The following is a 25,237-nucleotide window of genomic DNA, read 5'->3' as shown; positions in this document are numbered from 1 at the left end:
AGTTCGTCGTGCATCCGCTGCTCAGGTCCGGTCGAGGGGCTCCATGACGAGGCCTTCTTCGCTCGCCTTGGCGCGCGCCTTTATCTCCGCGATCCGCTTGCTCACGGTCTGTCCGTCCGAGAGGACAAGGCCTTCCGGAAGCAAAAGCACCGCGATCGAACAGCGCATCAGGGGGAAAGCCTTCGTGGTGCCGTCGCGGCCATATCCGCTGATCCGTCCCGCCGACAGATGCTCGGGCGAATAGAGCTGGCGGACGTCCGAGCGGAAGTCGTCGATCAGACGTGAAAGGACGCCCCGTATATCCTCCTCGGTGGAACCGTCGATGCCGACGAAGAAATCGTCGCCTCCGACGTGACCCAGGAACTTCCCTTCGCCTATGAAGTGGCGCCGCAGGAGCGCCGCAAAGAGCGTGATCGCGAGATCCCCCTTCTGGAAGCCGTAGGTATCGTTGAAGGGTTTGAAATCGTCGAAGTCGCAGTAGCAGAAGTAGCGGGCCTGGTCGCCATCGAGGATCGCGTGCTGGACATAATCGCGGATCGCGCGATTGCCGGGAAGGCCCGTCAGCGGATTCTGCTCCTGGGCCGTCTTCAACTGCTTCTCGTTGATGATCTTCAGGAGCGACGAAGCGGAGAGAATGCCGGCATAGCGCATGTTCTCCGTCAGGATGACGCAGTCGCTCCCGTTCATGCCGGCGAAGATCTTGAGCATCTCGTCGGCGGGCGTGTCGAGATCGGCGATCGGCGCCGGCGTGACGAAATGCGAGATGCGGCGCTGATAGAGGCGGTTCTTCAGGAGGTCGCGGCCGAAGGGATGATAGATCATCTCCTTGACGTGATACTCGTGCAGGATGCCGCGCGGTTCGCCATTGGCATTCAGGACCGGAAAGAAAGCCTGGCGTGGATTGAGCCGGAAAAGGTCGAACACGGAATCGAGGTCGTCGCTCTCCCTCGCTGCCGGAAGCTGCTCGATCTCCTTGCGGATCAGGATGCCGTCAAGGGTCGCAGACGGGCGCCGAGCGCCGGCCGCCGGTTCGAGATGAGCGTAGACGGCCTGCAGCTCCGTGACGTGCGTCGTCGGTCGGGCGATGAAGTAGCCCTGCATCAGATCGCAACCGAGATCACGGCAGACGAGAAACTCCGCCTCCGTCTCCACGCCCTCGGCGATGACCCGCGACCCGAGCACATGGGCCATGTTGACCGTATGCCGGACGAGGTGCCGCTTGCGGGAGTCCTTGTCTATATCGCAGATGAAGTGCCGGTCGATCTTCACATAGTCGACCGGCTGGTCGCAGAGCAGTTTCAGCCCGTTGAACCCCGCACCGAAATCGTCGATCGCGAGCTTGAATCCCGCAAGCCGCAGCTGCCGCACGAGCGCGGAAAAGTCAGGCATTTTGCTGCTGTCGAAACGTTCCGACAGTTCGAAGCAAAGGGAGGACGGCGCGATATTCGCACGCTTCAAGTGGTTGACCAGGCGATCGACGATGTCGCCCTCGGCACCGACGAGCCGCGCATCGAAATTGAGAAAGAGCGTGCGCACCGAAAAGTCCGGGAGCGTGGCAAACGCGGCGACGGCGCGGCTGTTGATCAGGTGCTCGAGCGCGAGCAACTGCCCCGCGCTCTCGGCCCTGTCGAGCAATTCGACCGGCGAGGCAAAACCCAGGCGCTCGAAACCGCGCATCAGGGATTCATAGCCGAACACCGCCCCGGTCGCTGCTTCCACGATCGGCTGGAGGGCATTTTCGATGACGAGTTTGGCAAGGGTCACGATCTGGTCGTCGCCGAAACGGCGAAGCGACAGGATTTCTGCGGGGGCGGCCGACATGCCGGGCTCCAGGGATAGGACACACAAACGCGCGCCAGCATCGGAGCCAGGCGTCAACGAAATCTTTCGCGAATGTGAAAGTTTGATGAAGCTTCGGAAAAGCCTGCTCAGCCCCTAGCGAGAACCCCGAAGGCGATCGAGGCCAGCCCCTGCATGACGAGATCGACCGCCAGGAAAAGACCCAGTATCCAGAGGCTGTCGACCGGCCAGCCGGCAGCGATGATGAGGCCGGCTAGCAGGGTCACGAGGCCGCCGATGACCATCCACCCCCAGCCTCCAAGAGGCCGAAGCCTGAACCCTACCCAGATGCGGGAGCAACCGGCGGCGATCAGCGCCACCGCCAGCAGGAACGTCAGCACGGAGGAGGCGAGGACAGGATTGATGAAAGCGAACAGGCCTGCCGCGGCATAAAAGGCACCGCTCAAAATCCAGTAAAGGACACTCCCCCAGTTTTTGACCTGAAACGCGTGGGCGAGGTTGAGCAGGCCGCCGATCAGCATGATGAGACCGACGTAATAGACGGAGGCGACTGTCGCCATCAGCAGGTTTCCGAAGGCGATGCCGCCGCACATGATCAGAAGCACGCCGAGTGCGACGAACCACCCCCATTTTCCGGCAAGGGCCTCTCTGCCGGCGGGATCGAACGCGTGAACCATTTCAACCTCCAGTCATGCCTATGCGCATGGACGCCTCCCGCTGATTTCCAAGCAAAAAGAAAGAGAAAAGCGCAGGATTTTTTTATTGATTGATGGATCAATCAAAAATAAGCTAGAGCCAGAGGAGTTCGAAGATGCCCAAGGTCGGAATGGAGCCGGTGCGCCGCAAGGCGCTGGTCGATGCGGCGCTGCGCGTGATCGGCGACCAAGGGACGCTCGCGGTCACCATGTCGGATATCGCGCGGACGGCCGGCGTTTCGCCCGCGCTCGCGCATCACTATTTCGGCAGCAAGGAACAGTTGCTGATCGCCACCATCCGCAGCCTTCTCGGCAAGCTGCGCGACGACGCCGTGTCTGCGATGAAGGCGGCCTCGACGCCGCGCGCAAAGGTGAGTGCTCTGATCAGCGTGAGTTTTCGCGCCGATCAGTTCGCGCCGGAGACGGTCGCAGCCTGGCTCGCCTTCTATTCGGAGGCGCAACGGTCGGAGGAAGTGCGGCGGCTGCTGGTGATCTATGCGCGGCGGCTGCGCTCAAACCTGCTCGCGGGTCTGAGAGCGCTCTGCCCGGCAGATGACGCGGAACGCATCGCCGAGGGCGCCGCTGCGATGATCGACGGGCTCTACATCCGGCAAAGTTTGAAATCGGCGCCGATCAGCATCGAAGCCTCGGTGGCGCTCACGGAAGATTACGTGAATGCGCATCTGAGGGCGAGCGACGGGAAAGGCTCCCCTCCCCGGGTTTGCTCCGAGGATTAGCCCCTCCCTCCCGGCGGGCAGAAGGTGGCGGCAGCCGCAGCTGACAATCGCCGACCGGCCAAGCAAGACGAAGCAAGAATTCGAACCACGAGGAAACGATCAAGTGACCACCGGGAAGCCGAATATTCTGATCATCATGGTGGACCAGCTGAACGGAAAGCTTTTTCCGGACGGGCCTGCAGACTTCCTGCACGCGCCCAACCTGAAGGCGCTGGCCAAGCGATCGGCCCGTTTCCGCAACAACTACACCTCGTCGCCACTATGTGCCCCAGCCCGAGCATCCTTCATGGCCGGGCAATTGCCGAGCCGCACGCGGGTTTATGACAATGCCGCCGAGTACCAGTCGTCGATCCCGACCTATGCACATCACCTGCGCCGGGCCGGCTATTACACCGCGCTTTCCGGCAAGATGCATTTCGTCGGACCGGACCAGCTGCACGGCTTCGAGGAGCGGCTGACGACCGACATCTATCCGGCCGATTTCGGCTGGACGCCGGATTACCGCAAGCCGGGCGAGCGCATCGACTGGTGGTATCACAATCTCGGCTCCGTCACCGGCGCCGGGGTCGCCGAGATCACCAACCAGATGGAATACGACGACGAGGTGGCATTCCTCGCCAACCAGAAACTCTACCAGCTTTCGCGGGAAAACGACGATGCGAGCCGGCGCCCCTGGTGCCTCACCGTCTCCTTTACCCATCCGCACGACCCCTATGTCGCGCGGCGCAAATTCTGGGACCTCTACGAAGATTGCGAGCACCTCACGCCCGAGGTCGACCCTATCCCCCTCGACGAGCAGGACCCGCATTCGCAGCGCATCATGCTGTCCTGCGATTACCGGAACTTCGAGCTGACGGAGGAGAATGTCCGCCGCTCTCGCCGCGCCTATTTCGCCAACATCTCCTATCTCGACGAGAAGGTCGGCGAACTGGTCGACACCCTCACGCGGACGCGGATGCTCGATGAGACGCTCATCCTTTTCTGTTCCGACCACGGCGACATGCTCGGCGAACGCGGCCTCTGGTTCAAGATGAACTTCTTCGAAGGCTCGGCGCGCGTGCCGCTGATGATTGCCGGCCCCGGTATCGCACCCGGCCTGCATCTGACGCCGACCTCCAATCTCGACGTGACGCCGACGCTTGCGGACCTCGCCGGCATTTCGCTCGAGGAAGTGAAGCCCTGGACCGATGGCGTCAGCCTCGTGCCGATGGTCAACGGCGTCGAGCGCACCGAACCGGTGCTGATGGAATATGCGGCCGAGGCCTCCTATGCGCCGTTGGTCGCCATTCGCGAGGGCAAGTGGAAATATATCCACTGCGCACTCGATCCGGACCAGCTCTTCGACCTCGAGACCGATCCGCTGGAACTCACGAACCTCGCAGCGAAGCCGCGCGGACCTGTCGACCAGGCAACGCTGACCGCATTCCAGGACATGCGCGCCGCCCATTGGGACATGCAGGCCTTCGATGCTGCCGTGCGCGAAAGCCAGGCCCGCCGCTGGGTCGTCTACGAGGCGCTGAGAAACGGCGCCTATTACCCCTGGGATCACCAGCCGCTGCAAAAGGCATCGGAGCGATACATGCGCAATCACATGAACCTCGACAATCTCGAGGAGTCCAAACGCTATCCGCGAGGAGAATGAGATGAGAGCCCAACCGAAAGCCTCGCACTTCATCGACGGCGAATATGTCGAGGACACCGGCGGCACGGTGATCGAGAGCATCTATCCGGCGACCGGCGAAGTCATCGCCCGCCTCCACGCGGCAACGCCTTCGATCGTCGAAAAGGCGATCGCAGCGGCGAAGCGCGCGCAGCCGGAATGGGCGGCGATGAGCCCGACCGCGCGCGGGCGTGTCCTGAAGCGGGCCGCCGAAATCATGCGGCAGCGCAACCGGGAACTCTCCGAACTCGAAACGCTCGACACCGGCAAGCCGATCCAGGAAACCATCGTTGCCGACCCGACGTCCGGTGCCGACAGTTTCGAATTTTTCGGCGGCGTCGCGCCCGCCGCACTCAACGGCGATTATATCCCGCTCGGTGGCGACTTTGCCTATACCAAGCGGGTGCCGCTCGGCGTCTGCGTCGGCATCGGCGCCTGGAACTACCCGCAGCAGATCGCCTGCTGGAAGGGTGCGCCTGCGCTCGTCGCCGGCAATGCGATGGTGTTCAAGCCTTCGGAAAACACCCCGCTCGGCGCACTTAAGATCGCCGAGATCCTCATCGAAGCGGGTCTGCCGAAGGGCCTCTTCAACGTCATTCAGGGCGACCGCGCGACGGGCCCGCTCCTCGTCAACCATCCGGACGTCGCAAAGGTGTCGCTCACAGGCTCCGTGCCGACCGGAAAGAAGGTGGCCGGCGCCGCCGCCGCCGAACTCAAGCACGTCACCATGGAGCTCGGCGGCAAGTCGCCTCTGATCGTGTTCGAGGATTCCGATCTCGAAAGCGCGATCGGCGGTGCCATGCTCGGCAATTTCTACTCGACCGGCCAGGTCTGCTCCAACGGTACCCGCGTCTTCGTGCAGAAGAAGATCAAGGAGCCCTTCCTCGCCCGTCTCAAGGAACGTACCGAAGCCATCGTCATCGGCGACCCCCTGGACGAGACGACGCAGCTTGGGCCGATGGTCTCGGCGGCGCAACGCGACAAGGTCTTCTCCTATATCGAGAAGGGCAGAGCGGAAGGGGCGCGCCTCGTCACCGGCGGCGGCATTCCCAACAATGTGAGCGGCGAAGGCACCTATATCCAGCCGACCGTCTTCGCCGACGTCACCGACGGTATGACGATCGCTCGGGAAGAAATCTTCGGACCGGTCATGTGCGTGCTCGACTTCGACGACGAGGCGGAAGTCATCGCACGCGCCAACGCCACGGAGTTCGGCCTATCGGCCGGTGTCTTCACCGCTGACCTCACCCGCGCCCACCGGGTCGCCGACCGGCTCGAGGCCGGCACGCTCTGGATCAACACCTATAATCTCTGCCCGGTAGAGATCCCCTTCGGCGGGTCCAAGCAGTCGGGCTTCGGACGCGAGAATTCGGTCGCGGCGCTGAACCACTATACCGAGCTCAAGACCGTCTATGTCGGCATGGGGCCGGTCGAGGCGCCGTACTGAGCTTTGCAGTTATGCCCTCTCCTCGGGTTTGACCCGAGGACTAACCCTCTCCCCGCGCGGGGAGAGGGGACCGGCGCGGCATATCCCTCTTTCCCTCGCGCGCGGGAGAAGGCGGCGGCAGCCGGATTGAGGGGCCATCCCAGAAGCAAGAAAGACCACGCTCATGCAGGCAGATTTCGTCATCATCGGTTCCGGCTCGGCGGGCTCGGCGCTCGCCTATCGCCTGTCGGAAGACGGCAGGAATTCGGTCATCGTGCTCGAGTTCGGCGGCTCCGATGTCGGCCCGTTCATCCAGATGCCGGCGGCGCTTGCCTGGCCGATGAACATGAACCGCTATAATTGGGGCTATCTCTCCGAACCCGAGCCGAACCTCAACAACCGGCGCATCACCGCGCCGCGCGGCAAGGTGATCGGCGGCTCCTCCTCGATCAACGGCATGGTCTATGTCCGGGGCCATTCGGAAGACTTCAACCGCTGGGAGGAACTCGGCGCCAAAGGCTGGGCCTATGCGGACGTGCTGCCCTATTACAAGCGGATGGAGCATTCGCATGGCGGCGAAGAGGGCTGGCGCGGCACCGACGGGCCGCTGCACGTCAAGCGCGGCCCGGTCAAGAATCCCCTTTTCCACGCCTTCATCGAAGCGGGAAAAGAGGCCGGCTTCGAAGTCACCGAGGACTATAACGGCTCGAAGCAGGAGGGCTTCGGGCTGATGGAGCAGACGACGTGGCAGGGCCGCCGCTGGTCGGCCGCTTCCGCCTATCTGAGGCCGGCCCTCAAACGTCCGAATGTCGAGCTCATCCGTTGCTTCGCCCGCAAGGTCGTGATCGAGAACGGCCGGGCGACGGGCGTGGAGATCGAGCGGGGCGGACGGATCGAGGTGGTGAAGGCCAATCGCGAAGTGATCGTCTCCGCCTCCTCGTTCAATTCGCCGAAGCTGCTGATGCTTTCCGGCATCGGACCGGCCGCGCACCTCAAGGAGATGGGAATTGACGTGAAGGTCGACCGACCCGGCGTCGGCCGGAACCTGCAGGACCACATGGAATTCTATTTCCAACAGGTGAGCACGAAGCCGGTGTCACTCTATTCCTGGCTGCCATGGTTCTGGCAGGGCGTCGCCGGTGCGCAATGGCTCTTCTTCAAGAGAGGCCTCGGAATTTCCAACCAGTTCGAGTCCTGCGCCTTCCTGCGCTCGGCACCCGGCGTGAAGCAGCCGGACATCCAATACCACTTCCTGCCGGTGGCGATCAGCTATGACGGCAAGGCGGCGGCGAAGTCGCACGGCTTCCAGGTGCATGTCGGCTATAATCTGTCCAAGTCGCGCGGTGACGTCACCCTTCGCTCGTCCGATCCCAAGGCCGACCCGGTGATCCGCTTCAACTATATGAGCCATCCGGAGGACTGGGAGAAGTTCCGCCATTGCGTTCGGCTGACGCGCGAGATCTTCGGCCAGAAGGCTTTCGACCTCTATCGCGGCCCCGAAATCCAGCCCGGCGAAAAGGTGCAGACGGACGAGGAGATCGATGGGTTCCTGCGCGAGCATCTCGAAAGCGCCTATCATCCCTGCGGCACCTGCAAGATGGGGGCGAAGGACGATCCGACGGCCGTGGTCGACCCCGAAGCCCGGGTTATCGGCGTCGACGGGCTTCGTGTCGCCGACTCCTCGATCTTCCCGCACATCACCTATGGCAACCTCAACGCCCCCTCGATCATGACCGGCGAAAAGGCCGCCGATCATATCCTCGGCAAGCAGCCGCTCGCCCGCTCGAACCAGGAGCCGTGGATCAATCCGCGCTGGGCGGTGAGCGACAGGTAACTTATTCCGAGAGGAAACCTATCCAGCGCCCGGCTAGAACCGCACCGGTCCAGATCGACATGGAAAGCAGCGCTGAAAGGCGGACCCTCGGAGAGAGCGGCCCGCCTTTGATTGCGTCGCGCCATTGCGGGGTCAAGTGCAATATGGCGGCGTTGAGTACGCCGAGCGCGAGCAGCGTCATCTTCGTCAGGAAGGCGGGGTTGCCGGCATACTCAACCGGGCGAACGCTGAAGAGACAGAAACCGGTGACGATGGCCAACGCGATGCCGATCGCAGCCGCGCGTGAAAGATAGGGGCCGACCACACCGATGGGCACGTCGCGGAAGAAGCCGAGCAGCCGCAGGTCGAGCGGCAGGATCGAACCGACGATTATCCCGATCGAGAGTATGTGGGCGGCGTTCACGAAGATGTAGAGCACCGCGGAGCGCCGTATCGCCAAAGCGAAGGGCAACGCCCCGATCCACGTCAGCGCCTCCTCCATCAATTCGTCCGTATGCGCTCCGGATAGATGTCGTAGACCTTGCCGGCGACGGTGATCCGCACGGCCTTCATCCTCTTCTCGTTCCGGTCGAGCGAGCGGTTGCCCAGCACCACGATCGGATCGCCGGCCTTGGCTACCCCCTCCACAAAGCCCGAACGCTGGGTGAGCCGCGGGTTGCCGAGTTCGACCCGCCAGGTGCCGTCATCCGTCGTCTCGACCTGAAGGGTCGGATGCGGCGGCGCCATGGAGATCTCGCGGATCGTCCCTGAAAGCTCGACCTGATCGGCCTCCGCCCAGGACCAGCCGTGATGCGCGTAGGCGCCCGTAACCAGAAGCAGGCTCAGCAAACCGGCCGCGGGGAGGCGTGACGACAAAGACGTAGCCATCGGCATTTCCTTCTCCTGCGTTGATGATGCCTGAACATGGAGCACGCATGGGGCAAGAACAGCGCGCTCACCGATTGTTGAACGGCAGGGTCTCGCGATCCTGCAGGGGCAGACTCCCGATTTGTGTTCGAAGGGCATACTCGCTAAGAGAACATGATGCCTTCGGCCTACACCAAATCGAAACTCCTCCGCCGGTCCAGAGTCCTTTGGGGATCCTACGGCGTCTGGCGGCCAAGACTGGTCTTCTGGGTCGGCGCAATTGCGATCGGCGTGATCAGCGTCGCCTTCGCCGAAGCCGCCGATTGGGCGCAACACGCCTTCCGCCGGCTGACGGATTCCGGGCGGTGGAGCTTTCTGCTTCCCCTGCTCCTGACACCTGCGGTTTTCGTCCTCTCTGCCTGGCTCGCCATCCGCTTCTTCCCCAATGCGCAAGGCAGCGGCATCCCGCAGGCTATCGCTGCAAGGCATCTGCATGGCGAGGAAGAGCGCTCGCGCCTGCTGTCGCTGCGGCTTGCCTTCGGGAAGATCCTGCTCACGGTCCTCGGGCTCTTCGGCGGGGCATCGATCGGTCGCGAAGGCCCTACCGTCCAGGTCGGCGCCTCTATCATGCTGCAGGCCGCCCGCTGGGGCGGAATGGCTCACGCGCGCGGGCTCATACTTGCCGGTTCCGCCGCGGGGATCGCGGCCGCATTCAACACACCGCTGGCGGGCATCGTATTCGCGATCGAGGAAATGAGCCGGACCTACGAGTCTCGCGCAAACGGACTCGTTCTGACCGCAGTCATATTGTCTGGCCTCGCGGCCCTGAGCCTCTCCGGCAACTACACCTATTTCGGCACCAGCTCGACGACGGCGAGCGGCGCCAAAGATTTCCTGCTCATTCTCGCCTGCGGAATAGGCGGCGGGCTTCTTGGCGCCGCCTTTAGCGCGGCCAGCCTTCGGCTGACGCGGCGTATTCGCCGCTGGGCGCAGCCGGCCCCCGTGAAGCGCATGCTCATGCTGGCTGGCGGATGCGGCGTCGCCACCGGCATCGTCGGGGTCCTGTCGGGTGGTGCCACCTTCGGAACGGGCTACGAACAGGCGCAAGCGGCCGTCGCAGGTGAGCCGCTTCCCTATTTCTTCTTCCTGGGCAAGCTGTTCGCGAGCTTCGCGGCGATGATCTCGGGTATCCGGGCGGCATCTTCGCCCCCTCTCTTGCGATCGGCGCAGGACTCGGCAGCACGATGAGTTCACTTTTCGGAACCAGCATCGCCTTGGGAGCCGTGCTCGGCATGGCCGGTTACTTCGCCGGCATCGTCCAGGCGCCGATGACCGCCTTCGCCATCATCATGGAGATGACCGGCAACCATCAGGGCGTGATCGCGCTGATGGCCGCATCGATGCTTGGCTATGTCACCGCCCGGCTCGTTTCGCCCGAGCCGCTCTATCACGGTCTTTCCAGAACATTCATCGCCCAGAGCATTCTCCTGCGCAGGAGCAGCGCGAAAAGCGAAGCCGCACCTCAGTGACGCACCGGCCACGGGCGCCTTTTTCAAGGCCCCTGGGGATCAGAGAGATATTTGCTCCGTTCGCGCGGCATTAGAAACCGCTATTTCTGTCCATTGTCATGAACGGCTGCCATATTCCGTGCAAATTGCAACAGGATGCAGCCATGACGACGCAATCCCGCAAAGCAGAAGTGGCGGTCGACGCGGAAGAGTTTGCCCTCGAGGCAGAGGCCAAGGCCATCAACGACGAGCTCGAAGGGCTGGATCTTTCCGGCCGTCTGGCATTCATCGCCGGGCTGGAAGGCCGCGCGGTCTTTACCACTTCGCTCGGCATCGAGGACCAGGTCATTACCGCCGCGATCGGCAGCAACCATCTCGACATCGAAGTCGCGACGCTGAAGACCGGCCGTCTTTTCGACGAGACCGTGGCCCTGATCGACAAGACCGAGGAGACCTATGGCATCCTCATCAAGCGCTATTGTCCCGAGAAAGCCGATATCGAAGCCTATGTGGCGCAATACGGCATGAACGGGTTCTACGAAAGCGTCGAAGCCCGGCATGCCTGTTGTGGCGTGCGCAAGCTGAAGCCGCTTGCGCGCGCACTCGACGGGGCAAGCTACTGGATTACCGGCCTGCGGCGCGGGCAGTCGGGCAACCGTGCCACGACTCCTTTCGCTGAAGCCGACGTAGATCGCGGGCTCATCAAGATCAATCCGCTCGCCGACTGGGACATCGAGACGATCCAGGCCCACGTCGCGGCAGAGGCCATCCCCGTCAACCCGCTGCACAGCCGCGGCTATCCGTCGATCGGTTGCGAGCCCTGCACCCGGGCCATCAAGCCCGGTGAGCCGGAGCGCGCCGGGCGCTGGTGGTGGGAGAACGATGAGAAGCGCGAATGCGGCCTGCATGTGCCGGAAGCGGCTTCCTCGATCATCCCCAACGCCAGCAACGCGGCCTGAGCGCCACGCGCGCACCCGAAGACCACGATCTTCCCCCGGAGTTAGCAATGCCCCACACTCTTCCGGAAACGGAACTGCATAATCCGCAGAGCACGAAACCGCCGCTCGATCCGCATCTGAAGGCGCTGGAGAACGAAGCGATACATATCTTCCGCGAGGTCGCGGCCGAATTCGAGCGCCCCGTAATGCTTTACTCGATCGGCAAGGATTCGTCGGTCCTGCTGCATCTTGCGCGCAAGGCCTTCTATCCCGGCCGCATCCCCTTCCCGCTCCTGCACATCGATACGGGCTGGAAGTTCCGCGAGATGATCGCATTCCGCGACGAGATGGCCGCGAGATACGATCTCGACCTCGTCGCCCACACCAATCCGCGCGGCTCAGCCGAGAACGTCACGCCGTTCACGCACGGATCGGCGCTCTATACCGACATCATGAAGACCGAAGCGCTGCGCCAGGCGCTCGACGCGGGTCAGTACGACGCCGCATTCGGCGGCGCGCGCCGCGACGAGGAGGCAAGCCGTGCCAAGGAGCGCATCTACTCCTTCCGCACGCCCGATCATCGCTGGGATCCGCGCAATCAGCGCCCGGAACTCTGGAACGTCTATAACGGCATGATCCGCAAGGGCGAGAGCGTCCGTGCCTTCCCTCTGTCCAACTGGACCGAGGTCGACATCTGGCGCTACATCCAGGCGGAAGAGATCCCGATCGTTCCGCTCTATTTTGCCAAGAAGCGCCCCGTCGTAGAGCGCGACGGCATGCTGATCCTCGCCGAGGATCCTCGCCTCGAGCTGCTTCCCGGCGAGGTCAAGCGCGAGGAAGTCATCCGCTTCCGCACGCTCGGCTGCTTCCCGCTCACGGGCGCGATCCGCTCCGAAGCCGACACGCTCGACGACATCATTGCCGAACTTGAAACCGCGACCGTCTCCGAACGTCAGGGCCGCGCGATCGATCGCGATCAGGCCGGTTCGATGGAAAAGAAGAAACGCGAAGGATATTTCTGATGACCGCACCGGCAGCAGCGAACGCAGTCCTGGATCAAACCGTCGTATCCCTTCCGATGCAGGAGACTGCGCGGGTCGTGCGCGACACGCGCCCCCTTCGCCTCATCACCTGCGGCAGCGTCGACGACGGCAAATCGACGCTGATCGGCCGGCTGCTTTGGGACACCAAGGCGGTCAAGGAAGACCAGGCGGCAAGCCTTCAGCGCGATTCCGGCGGCAAGCAGAACGATCTCGGCCTTCCGGATTTCGCTCTCCTGCTCGACGGCCTTCAGGCCGAGCGTGAACAGGGCATCACCATCGACGTGGCCTATCGCTATTTCGCGACCGACAAGCGCTCCTTCATCGTCGCCGACACGCCCGGCCATGAGCAATATACCCGCAATATGGCGACCGGCGCTTCGACCGCCGACCTCGCCGTGCTGCTCGTGGACGCGCGCGTCGGCCTTTTGGAGCAGACCCGCCGCCACGCGACGATCGCGACGCTGATGGGCATCCGCCAGTTCGTGCTCGCCGTCAACAAGATCGACCTGACGAATTACGATCGCGCCCGCTTCGACCAGATCTCGCACGAGTTCCGGGAGCTGGCCCTTTCGCTCGGGGTGCGCCAGGTCACCGCAATCCCGGTCTCGGCGCTCAAGGGCGAGAACGTCGTCTATGACGGCCGCGCTTCCATGCCCTGGTATGACGGCCCGACGCTCATCGAAATTCTGGAGCTTGCCACGACCCGCTCCGCCCAGACCGTCGGCTTCCGCCTGCCGGTGCAGCGCGTATCGCGCCCGGGAGAGAGCTTCCGCGGCTATCAGGGAACGGTTGCCGGCGGCTCGGTGAAGCCGGGTGACTCGGTCGTCATCCTGCCGTCGGGCATGGTCGCCAATGTGAGCAAGATCGTCACCTTCGATCTCGTGCGCAATGCGGCGGTAGCGGGAGACGCGATCACGCTGGTGCTCGACCGCCAGGTGGACGTTTCCCGCGGCGACGTCATCGCCTCGATCGACAGCCAGCCGATGACCGGGCTCGCCTTCGATGCGCAACTCGTGGCGCTGCAGCCGGAAGGCATCCAGCCGGGCAAGCGCTACTGGCTGAAGTCCGGCAGCCGCCGCCAGCGCGTGCAGGTGCAGCCGGTCAGCCAGCTCGAACTCAAGAGCGGCAAGTGGAACCACGCAGACGAACTGCCGATGAACGCGATCGGCAAAGTGCACCTCGCCTTCGACGAACAGGCGATCTTCGACACCTATGAGCAGAACCGCACGACCGGCGCCTTCATCCTGATCGATCCCGACACCAACAACACGGTGGCGGGCGGCATGATCACTGCCAAGCGCGCCGCGCTCGGGGGCATCCATGCCGAGGAAAGCCGGGTGATCCTGTCGCTGCCGGCAGATCTTGCCGATCAGCTCATGGCAACGGAGCTCTTCGCCGCCCGCCGCGAAGACGTTGAGGTGCGTCGGATAACCGCCGCGAAGGCGGTGGGTATCATCGACTCGATCGACGGTTGACGCTCTCACCGTTTGCCTGTCAGTAAAGGGGCCGCATGGCCCCTTTTTGCTGCTCTGATCGGGAGACGGTCTGAGTGCAGGCACGCGCTTCTAAGGTGGAGGCCGCTTAATACGGTCAGGCCCGCCGCTCGACCGTTGCGAAGTCGATCGTCAGCGGCTGTGGATCGGCATGATTCCAAAGCTGATAGCCGACTACACTGCCCAGAATGGCGGCCCAGACGAGAATTTCGCGCAGAGTGAAGATAGGTTCCTTCGACATCGCTGCCTCACGGGTTTGCGTTTGAAGGATATTCGCTCCGATTGTTCACTCCGATAAGACGGATTTTCAGGAACAACCCGTTTCTCTATGAACAATAAAGGTGCGGCAAAGGCATCCGTGCCGGAATGTGTGAGGGCGACCCGGCAAACCGGCAGAAAGCCGGACAAACGATACGGTTGGGGGAGATTTACAGCTGGTCGGAGTGGAGTGATTCGAACACTCGACCCCCACGTCCCGAACGTGGTGCGCTACCAGACTGCGCTACACTCCGTGACCAGCGGCGCCTCTATAGAACAGCATTTTTGATTTCACAAGCGCCTATCGCAAAAAAGACCGCGCTGAAGGTGAAAATGTTCCGGCCGCGCGCACGCCCCGTCTCATACGCGATAGGGCGTTTCTGCAACGCTCTCCAATTTACTCTGCGGCAATGCTCCGAGCCGATTTTCTTTCACGGCTTTTAGCGCTAGAGCCTCGGCGGACTGCAAGGAAAACCGGGGATTCCGGCCCTTCCGCGCCGCAGGTTTCAGGACATATCTAAGGGACAGACACATGAATTTCCGCATGATGACGGCGGGCGCCCTCGGGCTGCTTCTTGCCGGCTGCACGACGACGACCGGGATCACGAGAAATGCGGTCGAGGCACGCTGGCTCGGCCAGCCGGCGGGGCCCTTCTTCGCTCAGTTCGGCCCACCCATTTCCGACGTCGAAGCGGGCGGCGATACCGTTTACAGCTGGAAGGGCGGTTACAAGACGCGCAGGATCCCGGCGGAATACGAAAAGACCGCCGATGGTAAACGCGGCAAGCGCATCTCTGCCGCGCGCACGGAATATCTGAGCTGCTCCGTTCAGCTGACCGTCTCCTCCGACTACGTCATCCGCGCGATCCGGATCGCCGGCGACCGCAAGCGTCCGAACGGGCCGAGCTGGTGCGAGGAGTTTTTGGGCGGCGCAAAGGCGGAGTAGTCAGCTCGAACGGTCTCGGCTACCCCCCGGGCCCGCTGCCGAAAGCCAGCGGGCCTGCTTCGTCATCCGGGACTGCCTTTCATACTCATTCGCTGGCGGCCTCGGCCGCACTCTTCCGACGTTTCGCGCGCGTTTGCCCCGGCCGAGACGCTGCGGCCGGCGCGGCTGTGCGGCCATCGAACAGCTCGCGGACCAGCCCCTCGATGCTGGCGAGATCGCGAAGATGGATGTCGCGCTGGCCGAAGGGCATTTCGATCTTTTCCTCGCGGAAGCGTTTGGCGATTTCGAAACGCATATCGCTCGCCGCGCCCGCATCGGCGTTGATGTTGCCGACGTGGCAGAACAAGGTGAACTGCAGGGCATCGGCTCCGAAATCGGTGAAGGAAACGAAAGGCTCCGGAATTTTCAAGACGCGCGGATTGTCCATGGCGATTTCCAGCAGAACCCGCCGCACCTGCTCCGGGTCCGATTCATAGGAGACACCCACGGGAATCTTCAGGCGCGCCGAGAAGTCGCCATGCATCCAGTTGACCACCTGGCCGCTGATCAGGTCGGCATTGGGTACGATCACGGTCACATTGTCGAAGGTCTGGATCTGGGTAGCCCTGACGCTGACGCGCTGGACGATCCCCGTATTCGGGCCGACCTCGATGCGGTCCCCGACCTTGAAGGGCCGTTCGGCAAGCAGGATGATCCCGCTGACGAAGTTGTTGACGATGGACTGCAGGCCGAAACCGATGCCGACGGACAGGGCGCTGGCGACGATTGCGACGTTCTGGAGGTTGAGACCCGCATAGGAAAAGGCCACGAGACCCGCGATCGCAGCGCCGACATAGCCCACCCCCGTATGGATCGACGTCCTGAGGCCGGTGTCGAGGCTGGTTTGCGGCAAAAGGCGACCGTCGAGCCACCTCTGGAAACCGCGCGTTGCGACGATCACGACGACGAAAACGACGATCGCGCCGAGAATCGCAGAAGGCGAGAACGAAAATCCGGCGATCTCGAATCCGAAGAAGGCGGAGGTGAAGGTGCCGACCACATCCTCCGACTGGATGCCCCAGGGCGCGAGAAGGGCCATCACGGCTACCATGATCACGATCAGGCGCGCGAACCCGGCAAGGATCACACCGATCTGGCTGATCGTGTTGGGCTTCAGGCCGATCGCCTGCCGCATGAAGCCGCCGATCCGCGTCTGCACCGAAAAGCCGTAGGAAATCGCCTCGTCCGCAAGGCGCAGCAACAGCACGAGGCTCATCAGCACCGCCGTCGTGAAGACGATCTGCAGCGCGGCGAAGCGTCCGAAGGCCACGAAGCCGGCGAGCGGCGCAATAACGGTGAGCGCGGCGACCGCCCAGGTAACCGGAATGAGCAGGCGCCAGGCCGAGCTCGTTCCCTGCGGGTTCTCGTCATCGTCTTCGCGCGCCACAAATCTGAGCGCGAACATGGCGAGAATGCCGAGCGCGATGGCACCGAGGCCTTGGGCCGCGACGGCAAAGGAGAGGGGCGCATGGGTCGCCTTCAGGAACGCGTCGAGGGCAAGGCCCCCGACATTCACCACAGCCATGGCCACTATTATCGGAATCAGCCGCTCGGCCGCCGTGTCCGTAACGTGGACGAGCCGCCAGCTGGGCCGTTCCGGTGCGAGAACGGCGATCGAGAGTCCGTAAAAGAAGGATGCGAAGGTCAGCCCGAAAAGGACCGGCCGCAGGACCGTCGCCAGATCCGCCGGAAGAACCTTCAGAATGGACATGGCTTGGTAGAGCACGAAAAAGGCGACAGCCGGGATCAGCAAGTTGGCAAGGGTGATGGCCGCCGCTGCGGTCGCCTTGGCGAGCCCCGACGGGTGGAGAACCGAAGGGTCGCGGCTCGTGCGCCGAGTAAGCCAGCGCCGGCCCGGCGACAGGAGAAAGGCGGCGAAGCCGATCACGACCACGAGAATGCCCGCGGCCGAACGGCCGGTGCGTTCGACCAGGGCGCCGAACCAGTGCCCGACGACGCGGGACTGGTCCGCCAGCGTCTCCGGTGTCGCGGCGGCCAGATCGAACCAGAAGGAAGGATCGGCAAGGCTCTGCGAGCGCTGCAGAATGGAGCTCGTAAAGAGGGCGCGCCGCCGCTCTCCGATCGTGTCTATATCCTGCTGGGCGCGAAGCGCGATGAGATCGGCCTGCTGGACGACGCCCTGCAGGCCGGCCGCCTCCGACTGTAGTTGCGCCTGTTCGGATTTGATCGCTTCGGTCTGATTGCGGGCGGCCTGCTCGTCGGCCGGCTTCAACTGCTCGATGCGCTGATTGACGAGCTGCAATCGCGGCTGCAGTGCTGCCTTGAGCCCGGCGGCCTGCATGGGAATCTTGGCGATCTGGCTGCGCAGCTGTGAAAGAGTGACGTCGTCTATGCGTTCGGCCTGGAGCGCGGCCTCCACACGCTCCAGCGTCGCTTGCCAGGCATCGATGCGTGCCTGCTCCTCCGGAAAGGCCTTTGGCGGCACCTCCGGTAAGGCACTACTCTGGCCCTGCACATCGGCTGCTGCGCCGGCTTCCGGCTGTCCGCCGCTGTCCTGGGCAGGGGCCGGCGGTGCAAATGTCAGCAGGAAAGCGACGAGAAGCAATCGAAGCAATGTGCTGACCGAACGGCCCTGATCCAAAGCTCTTTCGAAGGTTGGGCCCGTCGCGGATGTGCGACGAAGAAGGAACCGCGTGCTCGTCATTATCAGTCCTATTCCGGTGTTCTGCATCGTGCCTCTGCCGAGCGCGGTGAAGCCGAGCCCGGGGTTTGCAAAGGCGCACCATAAGGTTGCCGACCGGATTATCCAACCTCACCCCGCCGATTTGCGCCGGCTGCTCGGCCGGAAGCGCATCGCAGACGCCCGGCACGACGGCCGCATTCCGAACGGAGACACCGCTTGGATAATTCGACGCGTCGGCTTTCGCCGGCGGCCATTATCGGCATATGCAGGAGGTTGTTGCCCGCCTCGATCCGTCCGCGTCCGAGGCAGCCCTTACGAAATTTCCGCCGCGCAAATCTCGGCCGTCAGGAGGCGAGGCGTTGCGCCCTCACAGGGTGCTTGCGAGATTCTGTGTTTTCTCTGCGAGGCACTTGGCTCGGTTCTCGAAGTCGTATTCCAGGGCGATGAACGATACGTCCTCGCCGATGCCCTGGACTCTCAGCTTTATATATTTGATCCCGTCCTTGAGCCTCGAACCATGCGCGGCAGACCATTCGTATCGGTGCATCCGCTCGTTCTGCGTTATGGACATCACCCAGTCACGCTTTTCATGCCAGCGTGGATCTGCCCTCAAATGCTCGAAGCGTTTTCCCTTGCCGTAAATATCTTCGAGTTCCTGTACAATCTCGTCGAACTTCGATCGAACGTTTGTTCCGAACCGATCCTTCCTGAACATCATCGATCCGGCACTGACACGGCAAACACCAAATCTTTCGCTGATTTCTGCTGCGTATACTTCGAAATCGGGGTGACGCCGCGGGACGGACCGAAGATTATATATGCCGCCGTGTGGGGCTACTTTTCTTAGTTCAAGAGAATTTTTACTCTGTCCCTGCTCTATGCCGAATGGACCCGCCCATGCGTCACATACGATAATGAACCATGCAAGGCAGTACGCGACATTGACAAGAATAATAGCTTTCATATCGCTATTCCCCAACGCGACTAGACCTACAGAAAATAGGCGAATACGTTTGTTGTCAATCACAAATACTAAATTGCATTTTACGATATCGATGAGAAGGCCAAAAATACGCATTATTATATATAACTTATACAAAAATAAGATTACTGCGGAACCCGAAGTTTCTTTGGAAACTATTCCCCCTAGCGGCGCCAAATACGTCTGAATATCACTGCCGCAGAAAAACGGTGCTTTTCGGTTTCATGCCGGTAAACCGAATTACCGTCGGCAGGTCTGTCGTCGAGCGCATCGACCACGCCGTCATCTTCGGCAAGGTATAGGTTCGGTGGTGTGAAGTGGCTGGGGCGCCTGGATTCGAACCAGGGAATGGCGGTACCAAAAACCGCTGCCTTACCGCTTGGCTACGCCCCAACTAAACTGGCAGGTAATCTGCTCGCCAAATCGAGCGCCTGATTAGCAAAGCTCGTGCGCGCTCACAATGCTTAACTTCGTTTGGCGCGCAGATTTATCACTCGCGGTACGGCAGCAATCTTCAGGCCGAACCGATGTTTCCTCCGCCCGGCCTTTGGCCTATGGTCGCGCCGACCCCTAAAACTCCCGAGGGCCTTCGTGCAAGCGGGAGGCCGAGTGGATGACAGGCCAGGACATGCAAGCTCCGGAATTCGACCTCGATTTCAAGCCCGCCTATGGCGAACCGGTGCGCGTAGCCGAGAACGTACAGCGCATCACGGTCAACAATCCCAGTCCGTTTACCTTCCACGGCACGAACACCTATATCGTCGGCCGAAGTTCGGTCGCGATAATCGACCCCGGCCCCGAGGACGAGGCACATTTCCATGCGCTGATGGCCGCGCTCAGGGGGCGCGAAGTGACGCATGTCGCCGTCAGCCACACCCATCGCGACCACTCTCCGCTCGTCGGCAGGCTCGCCCGGGCAACCGGCGCGATGGTCGTAGGCGGAGGACCGCACCGGGCAGCCCGGCCGCTGCATGCCGGCGAGGTCAATCCCTTCGCCGAAAGTTCGGACATGGACTTCATGCCCGATGTCGCGCTTTGCGACGGGGCACGCGTCGAAGGCGACGGCTGGAGCCTGACGGCGGTAGCGACGCCCGGGCATACGGCCAACCACATGGCCTTTGCGCTCGATGGAACCGGAATCCTGTTTTCAGCCGATCATGTGATGGCCTGGGCGACGAGCATCGTTGCGCCGCCGGACGGAGCCATGGCCGATTACATGGCCTCGCTCGACAAGCTGCTCCAGCGCGACGATCGGATCTACCTGCCAGGCCATGGCGGTGCGGTCAACGAGCCTGCCTCCTTCGTGCGGGCGTTGAAGGCGCATCGCAGGATGCGCGAGCGCGCGGTGCTCGAACGCCTGCGTGCGGGGGACCGGCAGATCGCCGACATGGTCAAGGTGATCTATGCCTCGACCGACCCACGGCTGCATGGCGCTGCGGCACTCTCGCTGCTGGCGCATATCGAAGACCTCATCGAGCAGGGGCGCGTCGAAACAGAGGGGCCGCCGTCGCTCGCCAGCGCATACCGGCTGGCGTGACGCGTTGGATCGCTGAAAGGCGCAATCCGGGGCAGGAAACCGCGCGCACTTTCTAATCGCCCGCGATCCCCAGAAGCTCGGCGTCGAGGTCGCGCAGGAACTCCTCGGCGAACATGGCTCCCATGCCGAGGTCATGGCGGCCGTAGCGCGAAGCCACGCGCAGATCGACGAAGGTCGTTTCCGCCTCTTCGCGCAATCTGATCAGCACGTCGAATCGGAAACCGACGACAAGGCTCCGCCATTCGCCTTGCAGGACGACGTCGCTGGATCGCCGTCCCGGTATGCCGTCGTCGACGAGTTGCGTGGGTCGGGCGGTTGGAACGGGGATGACGTTCGGCCCGGCATTCGCATCCCCGCCTGCCTCGGGTCGTACGGCGAGGTCTTCGAGGTCCGCCCGCGCGTTGTCGGCGCCGAACTCAGCAGTGATGGTGATCCGCGTCTGCTCGACGACCTTGCGCACGCCCTGGAATACACGGTCCAGCGCCCCTTCGTAGCGCCGGCCCGTAAGCCCCGGATAGGCTTCAACCTGCGCCTCGCGGTCTTCCCGCGTCACCGCACGCTTGCGCCCGAGCCAGCTTTCCCCCGATGCAGGCGTCCTGATCCAGGGTGCGGGCGTCGAGGTATCGGTACTGACCTCGTAGAGCGCCGGTCGCGTCAGGTATTGCACGGCCCCATAACCGAGGAACCCGAGCGGAACGGCCGCGTAGAAGAGCGCCGAAACGGAAGCGGCCCCGCCGATCGCTGCCACCTGCCAAAGACGCGTGAGCCCGACCGTTGCCAGCACGACGCTAAGGAGAGCCAAGCCCCCGGCGATCAGCGCCAGCGCCAGAAAGTGCGGCGTCGTCAGAGGACCGAAACGATGCGACAGCAGCGACAGCAGAAAAACGATGAAGGCGATGCGGGCAATGCGGCGCGCCCAATGTGCCGCGTAGGAATAGGGACGCTCGTAGCGGACAATCATCTAACGGAATCAATCCCCGAGGCGGAAAAGGACCTCGCCTTTCTTAGACCATGGCTCGGGTAGTGCAAACCCGTATCTTTTCCCCATCGGCGATGGAGATCGCCCCATGGAGGCCAAAGAGAGAGTGCGGGCGAGCGAATATGGCGGCGCCACTCACATGGGTGCCGCAAATTTGCCATTCTCGTTAACCACCTATTCAGGTTTACTATTTGGCCGGACACACGGCGCTGCAGCATTTGGAGGCATCGGCCGTCGTCGCCGGCAAGAGGCGCGGCAAATCAACGGAGAGACATCATGGCCGCACAGCAGTCTACCATGGACATCGCCATCCCCGCCCCTCCGCCCCCGGTGGGCGAAGCTGCAATGCCCATGGCACTTCTCGAGTTGGAGCTTTCGCTCGACCGCTTTTCCGGCGACAAGGACGATTTCGTCGGCTTCACGCATAAGGTGGCTCACGACATCGGCGCCGAGCTGCTCTTCGTTCTGCCGGCTTCCGGTCTCGTCGACGATTGCGTGACGATCGCCGCGATACGCCACGGCCAGGCGGAGGACAAGACACCGATCATCCTGTTCATCTGTCTCGCTCAGGACGGCACCACCATCCGCGTCGAGCAGCCGAGCGAGCACACCGCCGGTCTAAAGAGCTTCGCCAACTCCTTCGTCGGCGTCCTCGAGCGGATCTGAACCGCACTCCGTGGGGCGATTGACCAGCGATGCGCAACGGGCGCATGATGTCGCCGAGTTGAATCGCGCCAACGGATTTCGTCTTATGCGTTGCATTATCATGCCTGTCGTCCAGCGGAATGCCATCGGACTCTGTCCCCGCGAATGGGTGCCGGTCAGGAGGCAAGGATGACGACGATGACAATGAGACTGCTTGGCCTTGCGGCCGTGGGGCTGGTGCTTGCCGCGTGCCAGTCGATGTCGCCGCAGGAACGTCGAGCGAGAGACGAAAATACATGCGCCTCCTACGGCTTCAGAAGGGGCACGGATGCGTTCGCGAACTGCCTGCAGCGCATAGATCTCGACCGTCGCGCGGAAGCGCGCGCTTTCCGGTACGACAACGACGTCTTCCTGCGCGGCCCCTATTACTGGCACTGACCGGCGAGAAATCCCGCAACTCCGGACGAAGATCGACGACCGTCAGCTCGCCGCCAGAGCTTGAACCTCGGCGACCTCGCGGCCGTTGATCGCCGCCTGTGCGGCCGCAAGTCTCGCGATCGGCACTCGGAACGGCGAGCAGGAAACGTAATCGAGACCCGCTTCCTCGCAAAAGCGAATCGAGACGGGATCGCCGCCATGCTCGCCGCAGATCCCGAGCTTCAAACCGTTCTTGGTCCGCCGGCCCCGCTCCGCCGCGATCTGGATCAGTTCGCCCACGCCGTCCAAATCGAGCGAGACGAAGGGATCCTGCTCGATGATCCCCTTCTGCTGATAGGTGGCCAGGAACAGGGCCGCGTCATCGCGCGAAATGCCGAAGGTGGTCTGCGTCAGGTCGTTGGTGCCGAAAGAGAAGAAATCCGCCGATTCGGCGATCGTGTCCGCCCTGAGGGCCGCCCGCGGCAACTCGATCATCGTGCCGATCAGATAATCGATGTTCACGCCAGCCTCGCCGACGACCTCCTTGGCGACCGCCTCGATCCGCGCCTTGACGTAATCGAGCTCGGCGCGCAGGCCGACGAGCGGCACCATGATCTCGGGAACGACGGCAGCGCCGGTATCGCGGGCAGCCTGGACCGCCGCCTCGAAAATCGCGCGCGCCTGCATCTCGGCGATCTCCGGATAGGAGATTGCCAGTCGGCAACCGCGATGGCCGAGCATCGGGTTGAACTCGTGAAGCGCATCGACCCGCTGGCGAAGTTCCGCGGGATCGATCGTCAGCACGCGCGCGACCTCTGCGATCTCCTCGTCGGTTTTCGGCAGGAACTCGTGCAGCGGCGGGTCGAGAAGACGGATCGTGACCGGCAGGCCGTGCATGATCGAAAAGAGCTCGACGAAGTCGGAGCGCTGCATGGGCAGAAGCTTTGAAAGTGCGGCCCGCCGCCCTGCTTCGTCTTCGGCCAGAATCATCTCGCGCATCACATTGATGCGGTCGTCCTCGAAGAACATGTGCTCCGTACGGCAGAGTCCAATGCCTTCGGCGCCGAAGGAGCGGGCGGCGCGCGCATCCGCCGGCGTCTCGGCATTGGTGCGCACGGTCATGCGGCGGCTTGCGTCGGCCCATTGCATGATCTTGCCGAAGTCACCCGAAAGTTCCGGCTGCAGCATGGGAATCTCGCCCTTCAGCACCTGGCCGGAGGAGCCGTCGATGGTGATCACGTCGCCCTTCCGGAGCGTGACGCTCGCGGCGATCAGGAGCTCGTTTCGCTGATCGACGCGGATGCTGCCGGCGCCCGACACGCAAGGCGTACCCATACCGCGGGCGACGACCGCCGCGTGGCTGGTCATGCCGCCGCGGGTCGTCAATATGCCCTCCGCCGCATGCATGCCGTGAATGTCTTCAGGACTCGTCTCGACGCGAACGAGAATGACCTTGCGGCCTTCCTTGACCGCCTGCACGGCCTCGTCGGAGCTGAAGACGATCTCGCCCGTGGCGGCACCCGGCGAGGCCGGCAGGCCGGAACCGATAATGTCGCGGCGGGCATGAGGGTCGATCGTCGGATGCAGAAGCTGGTCGAGCGAAGCCGGATCGATGCGCGCCACCGCCTCCTCCTTCGAGATCAGCCCTTCCTCGGCCATGTCGACGGCGATCTTCAGCGCCGACTTGGCCGTGCGCTTGCCGGAACGCGTCTGCAGCATCCAAAGCTTGCCGCGTTCGATCGTGAACTCGATGTCCTGCATGTCGCGGTAGTGGCGCTCGAGCGCGTTGCATATCTTCTCGAACTCGGCAAAAGCCTCCGGCATCAGCTTTTCCAGTGACGGCTTGTCCGAACCCGACGCGATGCGGGCCGCTTCGGTGATGTTCTGCGGCGTGCGGATGCCGGCGACCACGTCCTCGCCCTGAGCATTGACGAGAAACTCGCCATAGAGCTCTTTCTCGCCCGTCGACGGGTTGCGCGTGAAGGCGACGCCCGTCGCGGACGAATTGCCGAGATTGCCGAAGACCATGGCCTGGACGTTGACGGCCGTGCCCCAGCCGGCCGGTATGCCGTGAAGGTGCCGGTAGGTGATGGCCCGCGGGTTCATCCAGCTCGAAAAGACGGCTCCGATCGCGCCCCAGAGCTGAATTTCCGGGTCCTGCGGGAAAGGCACGCCGAGCATCTCCTCGATCGCCTCCTTGTAGCGTGAGATCACGTGCTGCCATTCGACGGCGGAAAGCTCCGTGTCCTGCTCGTGACCGAGGCGCGCCTTCTCGTCCTCCAGAACTTCCTCGAAAACCTCGTGGTCCACCCCCATCACCACATCGCCATACATCTGGATGAAGCGGCGGTAACTGTCCCAGGCAAAGCGCGCATCGCCGGCGTCGTGGCCGAGCGCATGCACGGATTGATCGTTGAGGCCGAGGTTCAGGACCGTGTCCATCATTCCCGGCATGGAGGCGCGCGCGCCGGAACGGACCGACAGAAGCAGCGGGCGGTTCGTATCGCCGAAGACGCGCCCGGTGATTTTCTCCATCCGCGCAATGCCCTCGCGGACCTGCTCGCGCAGACCCTCGGGCATGCAGCGGTCCTTCTCGAGATAGCTGTTGCAGGCAGCGGTGACGATTGTGAGCCCCGGCGGCACCGGCAGGCCGAGATTGCACATCTCCGCGAGGTTAGCCCCCTTGCCGCCCAGCCGGTCGCGATCTTCCGCGCCCCCTTCGGCCTCTCCCGCACCGAAGGTATATACCCATTTCGCCATGCCTGTTCTCCACCCGAAACAGCCGCCGACCTAAAATCATGAACGTGATC

20 protein-coding genes, 2 tRNA genes and 1 pseudogene are annotated in these 25,237 nt (G+C 63.0%); 12 read left to right on the top strand and 11 right to left on the bottom strand.

Annotation, left to right across the window (positions count from 1 at the left end; all coding sequences use genetic code 11):
- Nucleotides 1-21: 21 nt before the first annotated feature.
- Nucleotides 22-1,821 (bottom strand): GGDEF domain-containing protein, encoded by a 1,800-nt coding sequence (locus CN933_RS08035; protein WP_018094492.1) that lies wholly within the window; start codon nt 1,819-1,821, stop codon nt 22-24.
- 107 nt (nt 1,822-1,928) lie between these two features.
- Complete coding sequence (locus CN933_RS08030) at nt 1,929-2,477, bottom strand: HdeD family acid-resistance protein (RefSeq protein ID WP_018094491.1); 549 nt, start codon at nt 2,475-2,477, stop codon at nt 1,929-1,931.
- Nucleotides 2,478-2,611: 134 nt separating this feature from the next.
- Here CN933_RS08030 and betI point away from each other — a divergent pair, with 134 nt between their 5' ends.
- The 4 genes from betI (at nt 2,612) to betA (ending at nt 8,152) form a co-directional block, all read left to right on the top strand.
- Nucleotides 2,612-3,232, top strand: a complete 621-nt coding sequence (betI, locus tag CN933_RS08025; protein ID WP_018094490.1) for a transcriptional regulator BetI — start codon at nt 2,612-2,614, stop codon at nt 3,230-3,232.
- Between the two features lie 103 nt (nt 3,233-3,335).
- Nucleotides 3,336-4,874: a choline-sulfatase gene (gene betC, locus CN933_RS08020; protein ID WP_018094489.1), complete on the top strand. Its 1,539-nt coding sequence runs from the start codon at nt 3,336-3,338 to the stop codon at nt 4,872-4,874.
- A 1-nt stretch (nt 4,875) separates the two neighbouring features.
- Nucleotides 4,876-6,339 (top strand): betaine-aldehyde dehydrogenase, encoded by a 1,464-nt coding sequence (gene betB / locus CN933_RS08015; protein WP_018094488.1) that lies wholly within the window; start codon nt 4,876-4,878, stop codon nt 6,337-6,339.
- A gap of 163 nt (nt 6,340-6,502) precedes the next feature.
- A complete protein-coding gene (betA, locus tag CN933_RS08010; RefSeq protein ID WP_018094487.1) occupies nt 6,503-8,152 on the top strand; it encodes a choline dehydrogenase in 1,650 nt (549 codons plus the stop codon).
- 1 nt (nt 8,153) lies between these two features.
- Here betA and CN933_RS08005 read toward each other — a convergent pair whose 3' ends face one another.
- Entirely contained in the window at nt 8,154-8,633 is a 480-nt protein-coding gene (locus tag CN933_RS08005; protein ID WP_018094486.1) for a DUF6644 family protein, read from the bottom strand.
- Entirely contained in the window at nt 8,633-9,019 is a 387-nt protein-coding gene (locus tag CN933_RS08000; protein WP_026168560.1) for a DUF6152 family protein, read from the bottom strand. The genes CN933_RS08005 and CN933_RS08000 overlap by 1 nt, the downstream gene beginning before the upstream one ends.
- A gap of 156 nt (nt 9,020-9,175) precedes the next feature.
- Between CN933_RS08000 and CN933_RS07995 the strand changes: the two are divergent.
- From CN933_RS07995 to cysN, 4 genes and pseudogenes are all read left to right on the top strand, one after another.
- Nucleotides 9,176-10,527, top strand: a pseudogene (locus tag CN933_RS07995) (chloride channel protein).
- Nucleotides 10,528-10,670: 143 nt separating this feature from the next.
- A complete protein-coding gene (locus CN933_RS07990) occupies nt 10,671-11,465 on the top strand; it encodes a phosphoadenylyl-sulfate reductase (protein ID WP_018094483.1) in 795 nt (264 codons plus the stop codon).
- Nucleotides 11,466-11,512: 47 nt separating this feature from the next.
- Entirely contained in the window at nt 11,513-12,466 is a 954-nt protein-coding gene (cysD, locus tag CN933_RS07985) for a sulfate adenylyltransferase subunit CysD (RefSeq protein ID WP_018094482.1), read from the top strand.
- Nucleotides 12,466-13,962 carry a sulfate adenylyltransferase subunit CysN gene (gene cysN / locus CN933_RS07980; RefSeq protein ID WP_018094481.1) on the top strand — a complete coding sequence of 499 codons (1,497 nt, stop codon included), beginning with the start codon at nt 12,466-12,468 and terminating at the stop codon, nt 13,960-13,962. The genes cysD and cysN overlap by 1 nt, the downstream gene beginning before the upstream one ends.
- Before the next feature lie 115 nt (nt 13,963-14,077).
- Here cysN and CN933_RS07975 read toward each other — a convergent pair whose 3' ends face one another.
- Both CN933_RS07975 and CN933_RS07970 read right to left on the bottom strand, forming a co-directional pair.
- Nucleotides 14,078-14,221, bottom strand: a complete 144-nt coding sequence (locus CN933_RS07975; protein ID WP_018094480.1) for a hypothetical protein — start codon at nt 14,219-14,221, stop codon at nt 14,078-14,080.
- A gap of 194 nt (nt 14,222-14,415) precedes the next feature.
- A tRNA-Pro gene (locus CN933_RS07970) sits at nt 14,416-14,492 on the bottom strand.
- 278 nt (nt 14,493-14,770) lie between these two features.
- Between CN933_RS07970 and CN933_RS07965 the strand changes: the two genes are divergently transcribed.
- A complete protein-coding gene (locus CN933_RS07965) occupies nt 14,771-15,184 on the top strand; it encodes a hypothetical protein (protein WP_018094479.1) in 414 nt (137 codons plus the stop codon).
- An 85-nt stretch (nt 15,185-15,269) separates the two neighbouring features.
- On the opposite strand, the gene CN933_RS07960 is transcribed toward CN933_RS07965, so the two are convergent.
- The 3 genes from CN933_RS07960 to CN933_RS07950 all read right to left on the bottom strand — a co-directional run bounded on the left by CN933_RS07960 (nt 15,270) and on the right by CN933_RS07950 (nt 19,242).
- Complete coding sequence (locus CN933_RS07960) at nt 15,270-17,888, bottom strand: mechanosensitive ion channel family protein (RefSeq protein ID WP_026168558.1); 2,619 nt, start codon at nt 17,886-17,888, stop codon at nt 15,270-15,272.
- A gap of 346 nt (nt 17,889-18,234) precedes the next feature.
- Nucleotides 18,235-18,831 carry a hypothetical protein gene (locus CN933_RS31795; protein ID WP_234704904.1) on the bottom strand — a complete coding sequence of 199 codons (597 nt, stop codon included), beginning with the start codon at nt 18,829-18,831 and terminating at the stop codon, nt 18,235-18,237.
- Between the two features lie 336 nt (nt 18,832-19,167).
- A tRNA-Gln gene (locus CN933_RS07950) sits at nt 19,168-19,242 on the bottom strand.
- A 235-nt stretch (nt 19,243-19,477) separates the two neighbouring features.
- Between CN933_RS07950 and CN933_RS07945 the strand changes: the two genes are divergently transcribed.
- Nucleotides 19,478-20,386, top strand: a complete 909-nt coding sequence (locus tag CN933_RS07945) for an MBL fold metallo-hydrolase (protein ID WP_026168556.1) — start codon at nt 19,478-19,480, stop codon at nt 20,384-20,386.
- A 52-nt stretch (nt 20,387-20,438) separates the two neighbouring features.
- Here CN933_RS07945 and CN933_RS07940 read toward each other — a convergent pair whose 3' ends face one another.
- Nucleotides 20,439-21,347, bottom strand: coding sequence for a DUF1499 domain-containing protein (locus CN933_RS07940; RefSeq protein WP_018094474.1), 909 nt, complete (start codon nt 21,345-21,347; stop codon nt 20,439-20,441).
- Nucleotides 21,348-21,641: 294 nt separating this feature from the next.
- Between CN933_RS07940 and CN933_RS07935 the strand changes: the two genes are divergently transcribed.
- Both CN933_RS07935 and CN933_RS07930 read left to right on the top strand, forming a co-directional pair.
- Complete coding sequence (locus CN933_RS07935; RefSeq protein WP_018094473.1) at nt 21,642-22,031, top strand: hypothetical protein; 390 nt, start codon at nt 21,642-21,644, stop codon at nt 22,029-22,031.
- Between the two features lie 168 nt (nt 22,032-22,199).
- A complete protein-coding gene (locus tag CN933_RS07930; RefSeq protein ID WP_018094472.1) occupies nt 22,200-22,448 on the top strand; it encodes a hypothetical protein in 249 nt (82 codons plus the stop codon).
- A 42-nt stretch (nt 22,449-22,490) separates the two neighbouring features.
- Here the strand turns inward: CN933_RS07930 and ppdK are convergent, their stop codons facing one another.
- On the bottom strand, nt 22,491-25,187 hold the full coding sequence (gene ppdK, locus CN933_RS07925; RefSeq protein ID WP_018094471.1) for a pyruvate, phosphate dikinase: 2,697 nt from the start codon (nt 25,185-25,187) through the stop codon (nt 22,491-22,493).
- Between the last annotated feature and the right edge of the window lie 50 nt (nt 25,188-25,237).

Origin of the sequence: Sinorhizobium sp. M4_45, from assembly GCF_002885915.1 — a bacterium.
Lineage (GTDB): Bacteria > Pseudomonadota > Alphaproteobacteria > Rhizobiales > Rhizobiaceae > Sinorhizobium > Sinorhizobium meliloti_A.
This window is presented reverse-complemented; position numbering and strand designations above follow the sequence as displayed.

Excerpts from the sequence above, each read along its gene's own strand:
- CN933_RS08035 (WP_018094492.1), bottom strand. The coding sequence starts at position 1,821 with ATGTCGGCCGCCCCCGCAGAAATCCTGTCGCTTCGCCGTTTCGGCGAC.
- CN933_RS08030 (WP_018094491.1), bottom strand. The coding sequence starts at position 2,477 with ATGGTTCACGCGTTCGATCCCGCCGGCAGAGAGGCCCTTGCCGGAAAA.
- betI (WP_018094490.1), top strand. The coding sequence starts at position 2,612 with ATGCCCAAGGTCGGAATGGAGCCGGTGCGCCGCAAGGCGCTGGTCGAT.
- betB (WP_018094488.1), top strand. The coding sequence starts at position 4,876 with ATGAGAGCCCAACCGAAAGCCTCGCACTTCATCGACGGCGAATATGTC.
- betA (WP_018094487.1), top strand. The coding sequence starts at position 6,503 with ATGCAGGCAGATTTCGTCATCATCGGTTCCGGCTCGGCGGGCTCGGCG.
- CN933_RS08005 (WP_018094486.1), bottom strand. The coding sequence starts at position 8,633 with ATGGAGGAGGCGCTGACGTGGATCGGGGCGTTGCCCTTCGCTTTGGCG.
- CN933_RS08000 (WP_026168560.1), bottom strand. The coding sequence starts at position 9,019 with ATGGCTACGTCTTTGTCGTCACGCCTCCCCGCGGCCGGTTTGCTGAGC.
- CN933_RS07990 (WP_018094483.1), top strand. The coding sequence starts at position 10,671 with ATGACGACGCAATCCCGCAAAGCAGAAGTGGCGGTCGACGCGGAAGAG.
- cysD (WP_018094482.1), top strand. The coding sequence starts at position 11,513 with ATGCCCCACACTCTTCCGGAAACGGAACTGCATAATCCGCAGAGCACG.
- cysN (WP_018094481.1), top strand. The coding sequence starts at position 12,466 with ATGACCGCACCGGCAGCAGCGAACGCAGTCCTGGATCAAACCGTCGTA.
- CN933_RS07975 (WP_018094480.1), bottom strand. The coding sequence starts at position 14,221 with ATGTCGAAGGAACCTATCTTCACTCTGCGCGAAATTCTCGTCTGGGCC.
- CN933_RS07965 (WP_018094479.1), top strand. The coding sequence starts at position 14,771 with ATGAATTTCCGCATGATGACGGCGGGCGCCCTCGGGCTGCTTCTTGCC.
- CN933_RS07960 (WP_026168558.1), bottom strand. The coding sequence starts at position 17,888 with ATGACGAGCACGCGGTTCCTTCTTCGTCGCACATCCGCGACGGGCCCA.
- CN933_RS31795 (WP_234704904.1), bottom strand. The coding sequence starts at position 18,831 with ATGAAAGCTATTATTCTTGTCAATGTCGCGTACTGCCTTGCATGGTTC.
- CN933_RS07945 (WP_026168556.1), top strand. The coding sequence starts at position 19,478 with ATGCAAGCTCCGGAATTCGACCTCGATTTCAAGCCCGCCTATGGCGAA.
- CN933_RS07940 (WP_018094474.1), bottom strand. The coding sequence starts at position 21,347 with ATGATTGTCCGCTACGAGCGTCCCTATTCCTACGCGGCACATTGGGCG.
- CN933_RS07935 (WP_018094473.1), top strand. The coding sequence starts at position 21,642 with ATGGCCGCACAGCAGTCTACCATGGACATCGCCATCCCCGCCCCTCCG.
- CN933_RS07930 (WP_018094472.1), top strand. The coding sequence starts at position 22,200 with ATGACGACGATGACAATGAGACTGCTTGGCCTTGCGGCCGTGGGGCTG.
- ppdK (WP_018094471.1), bottom strand. The coding sequence starts at position 25,187 with ATGGCGAAATGGGTATATACCTTCGGTGCGGGAGAGGCCGAAGGGGGC.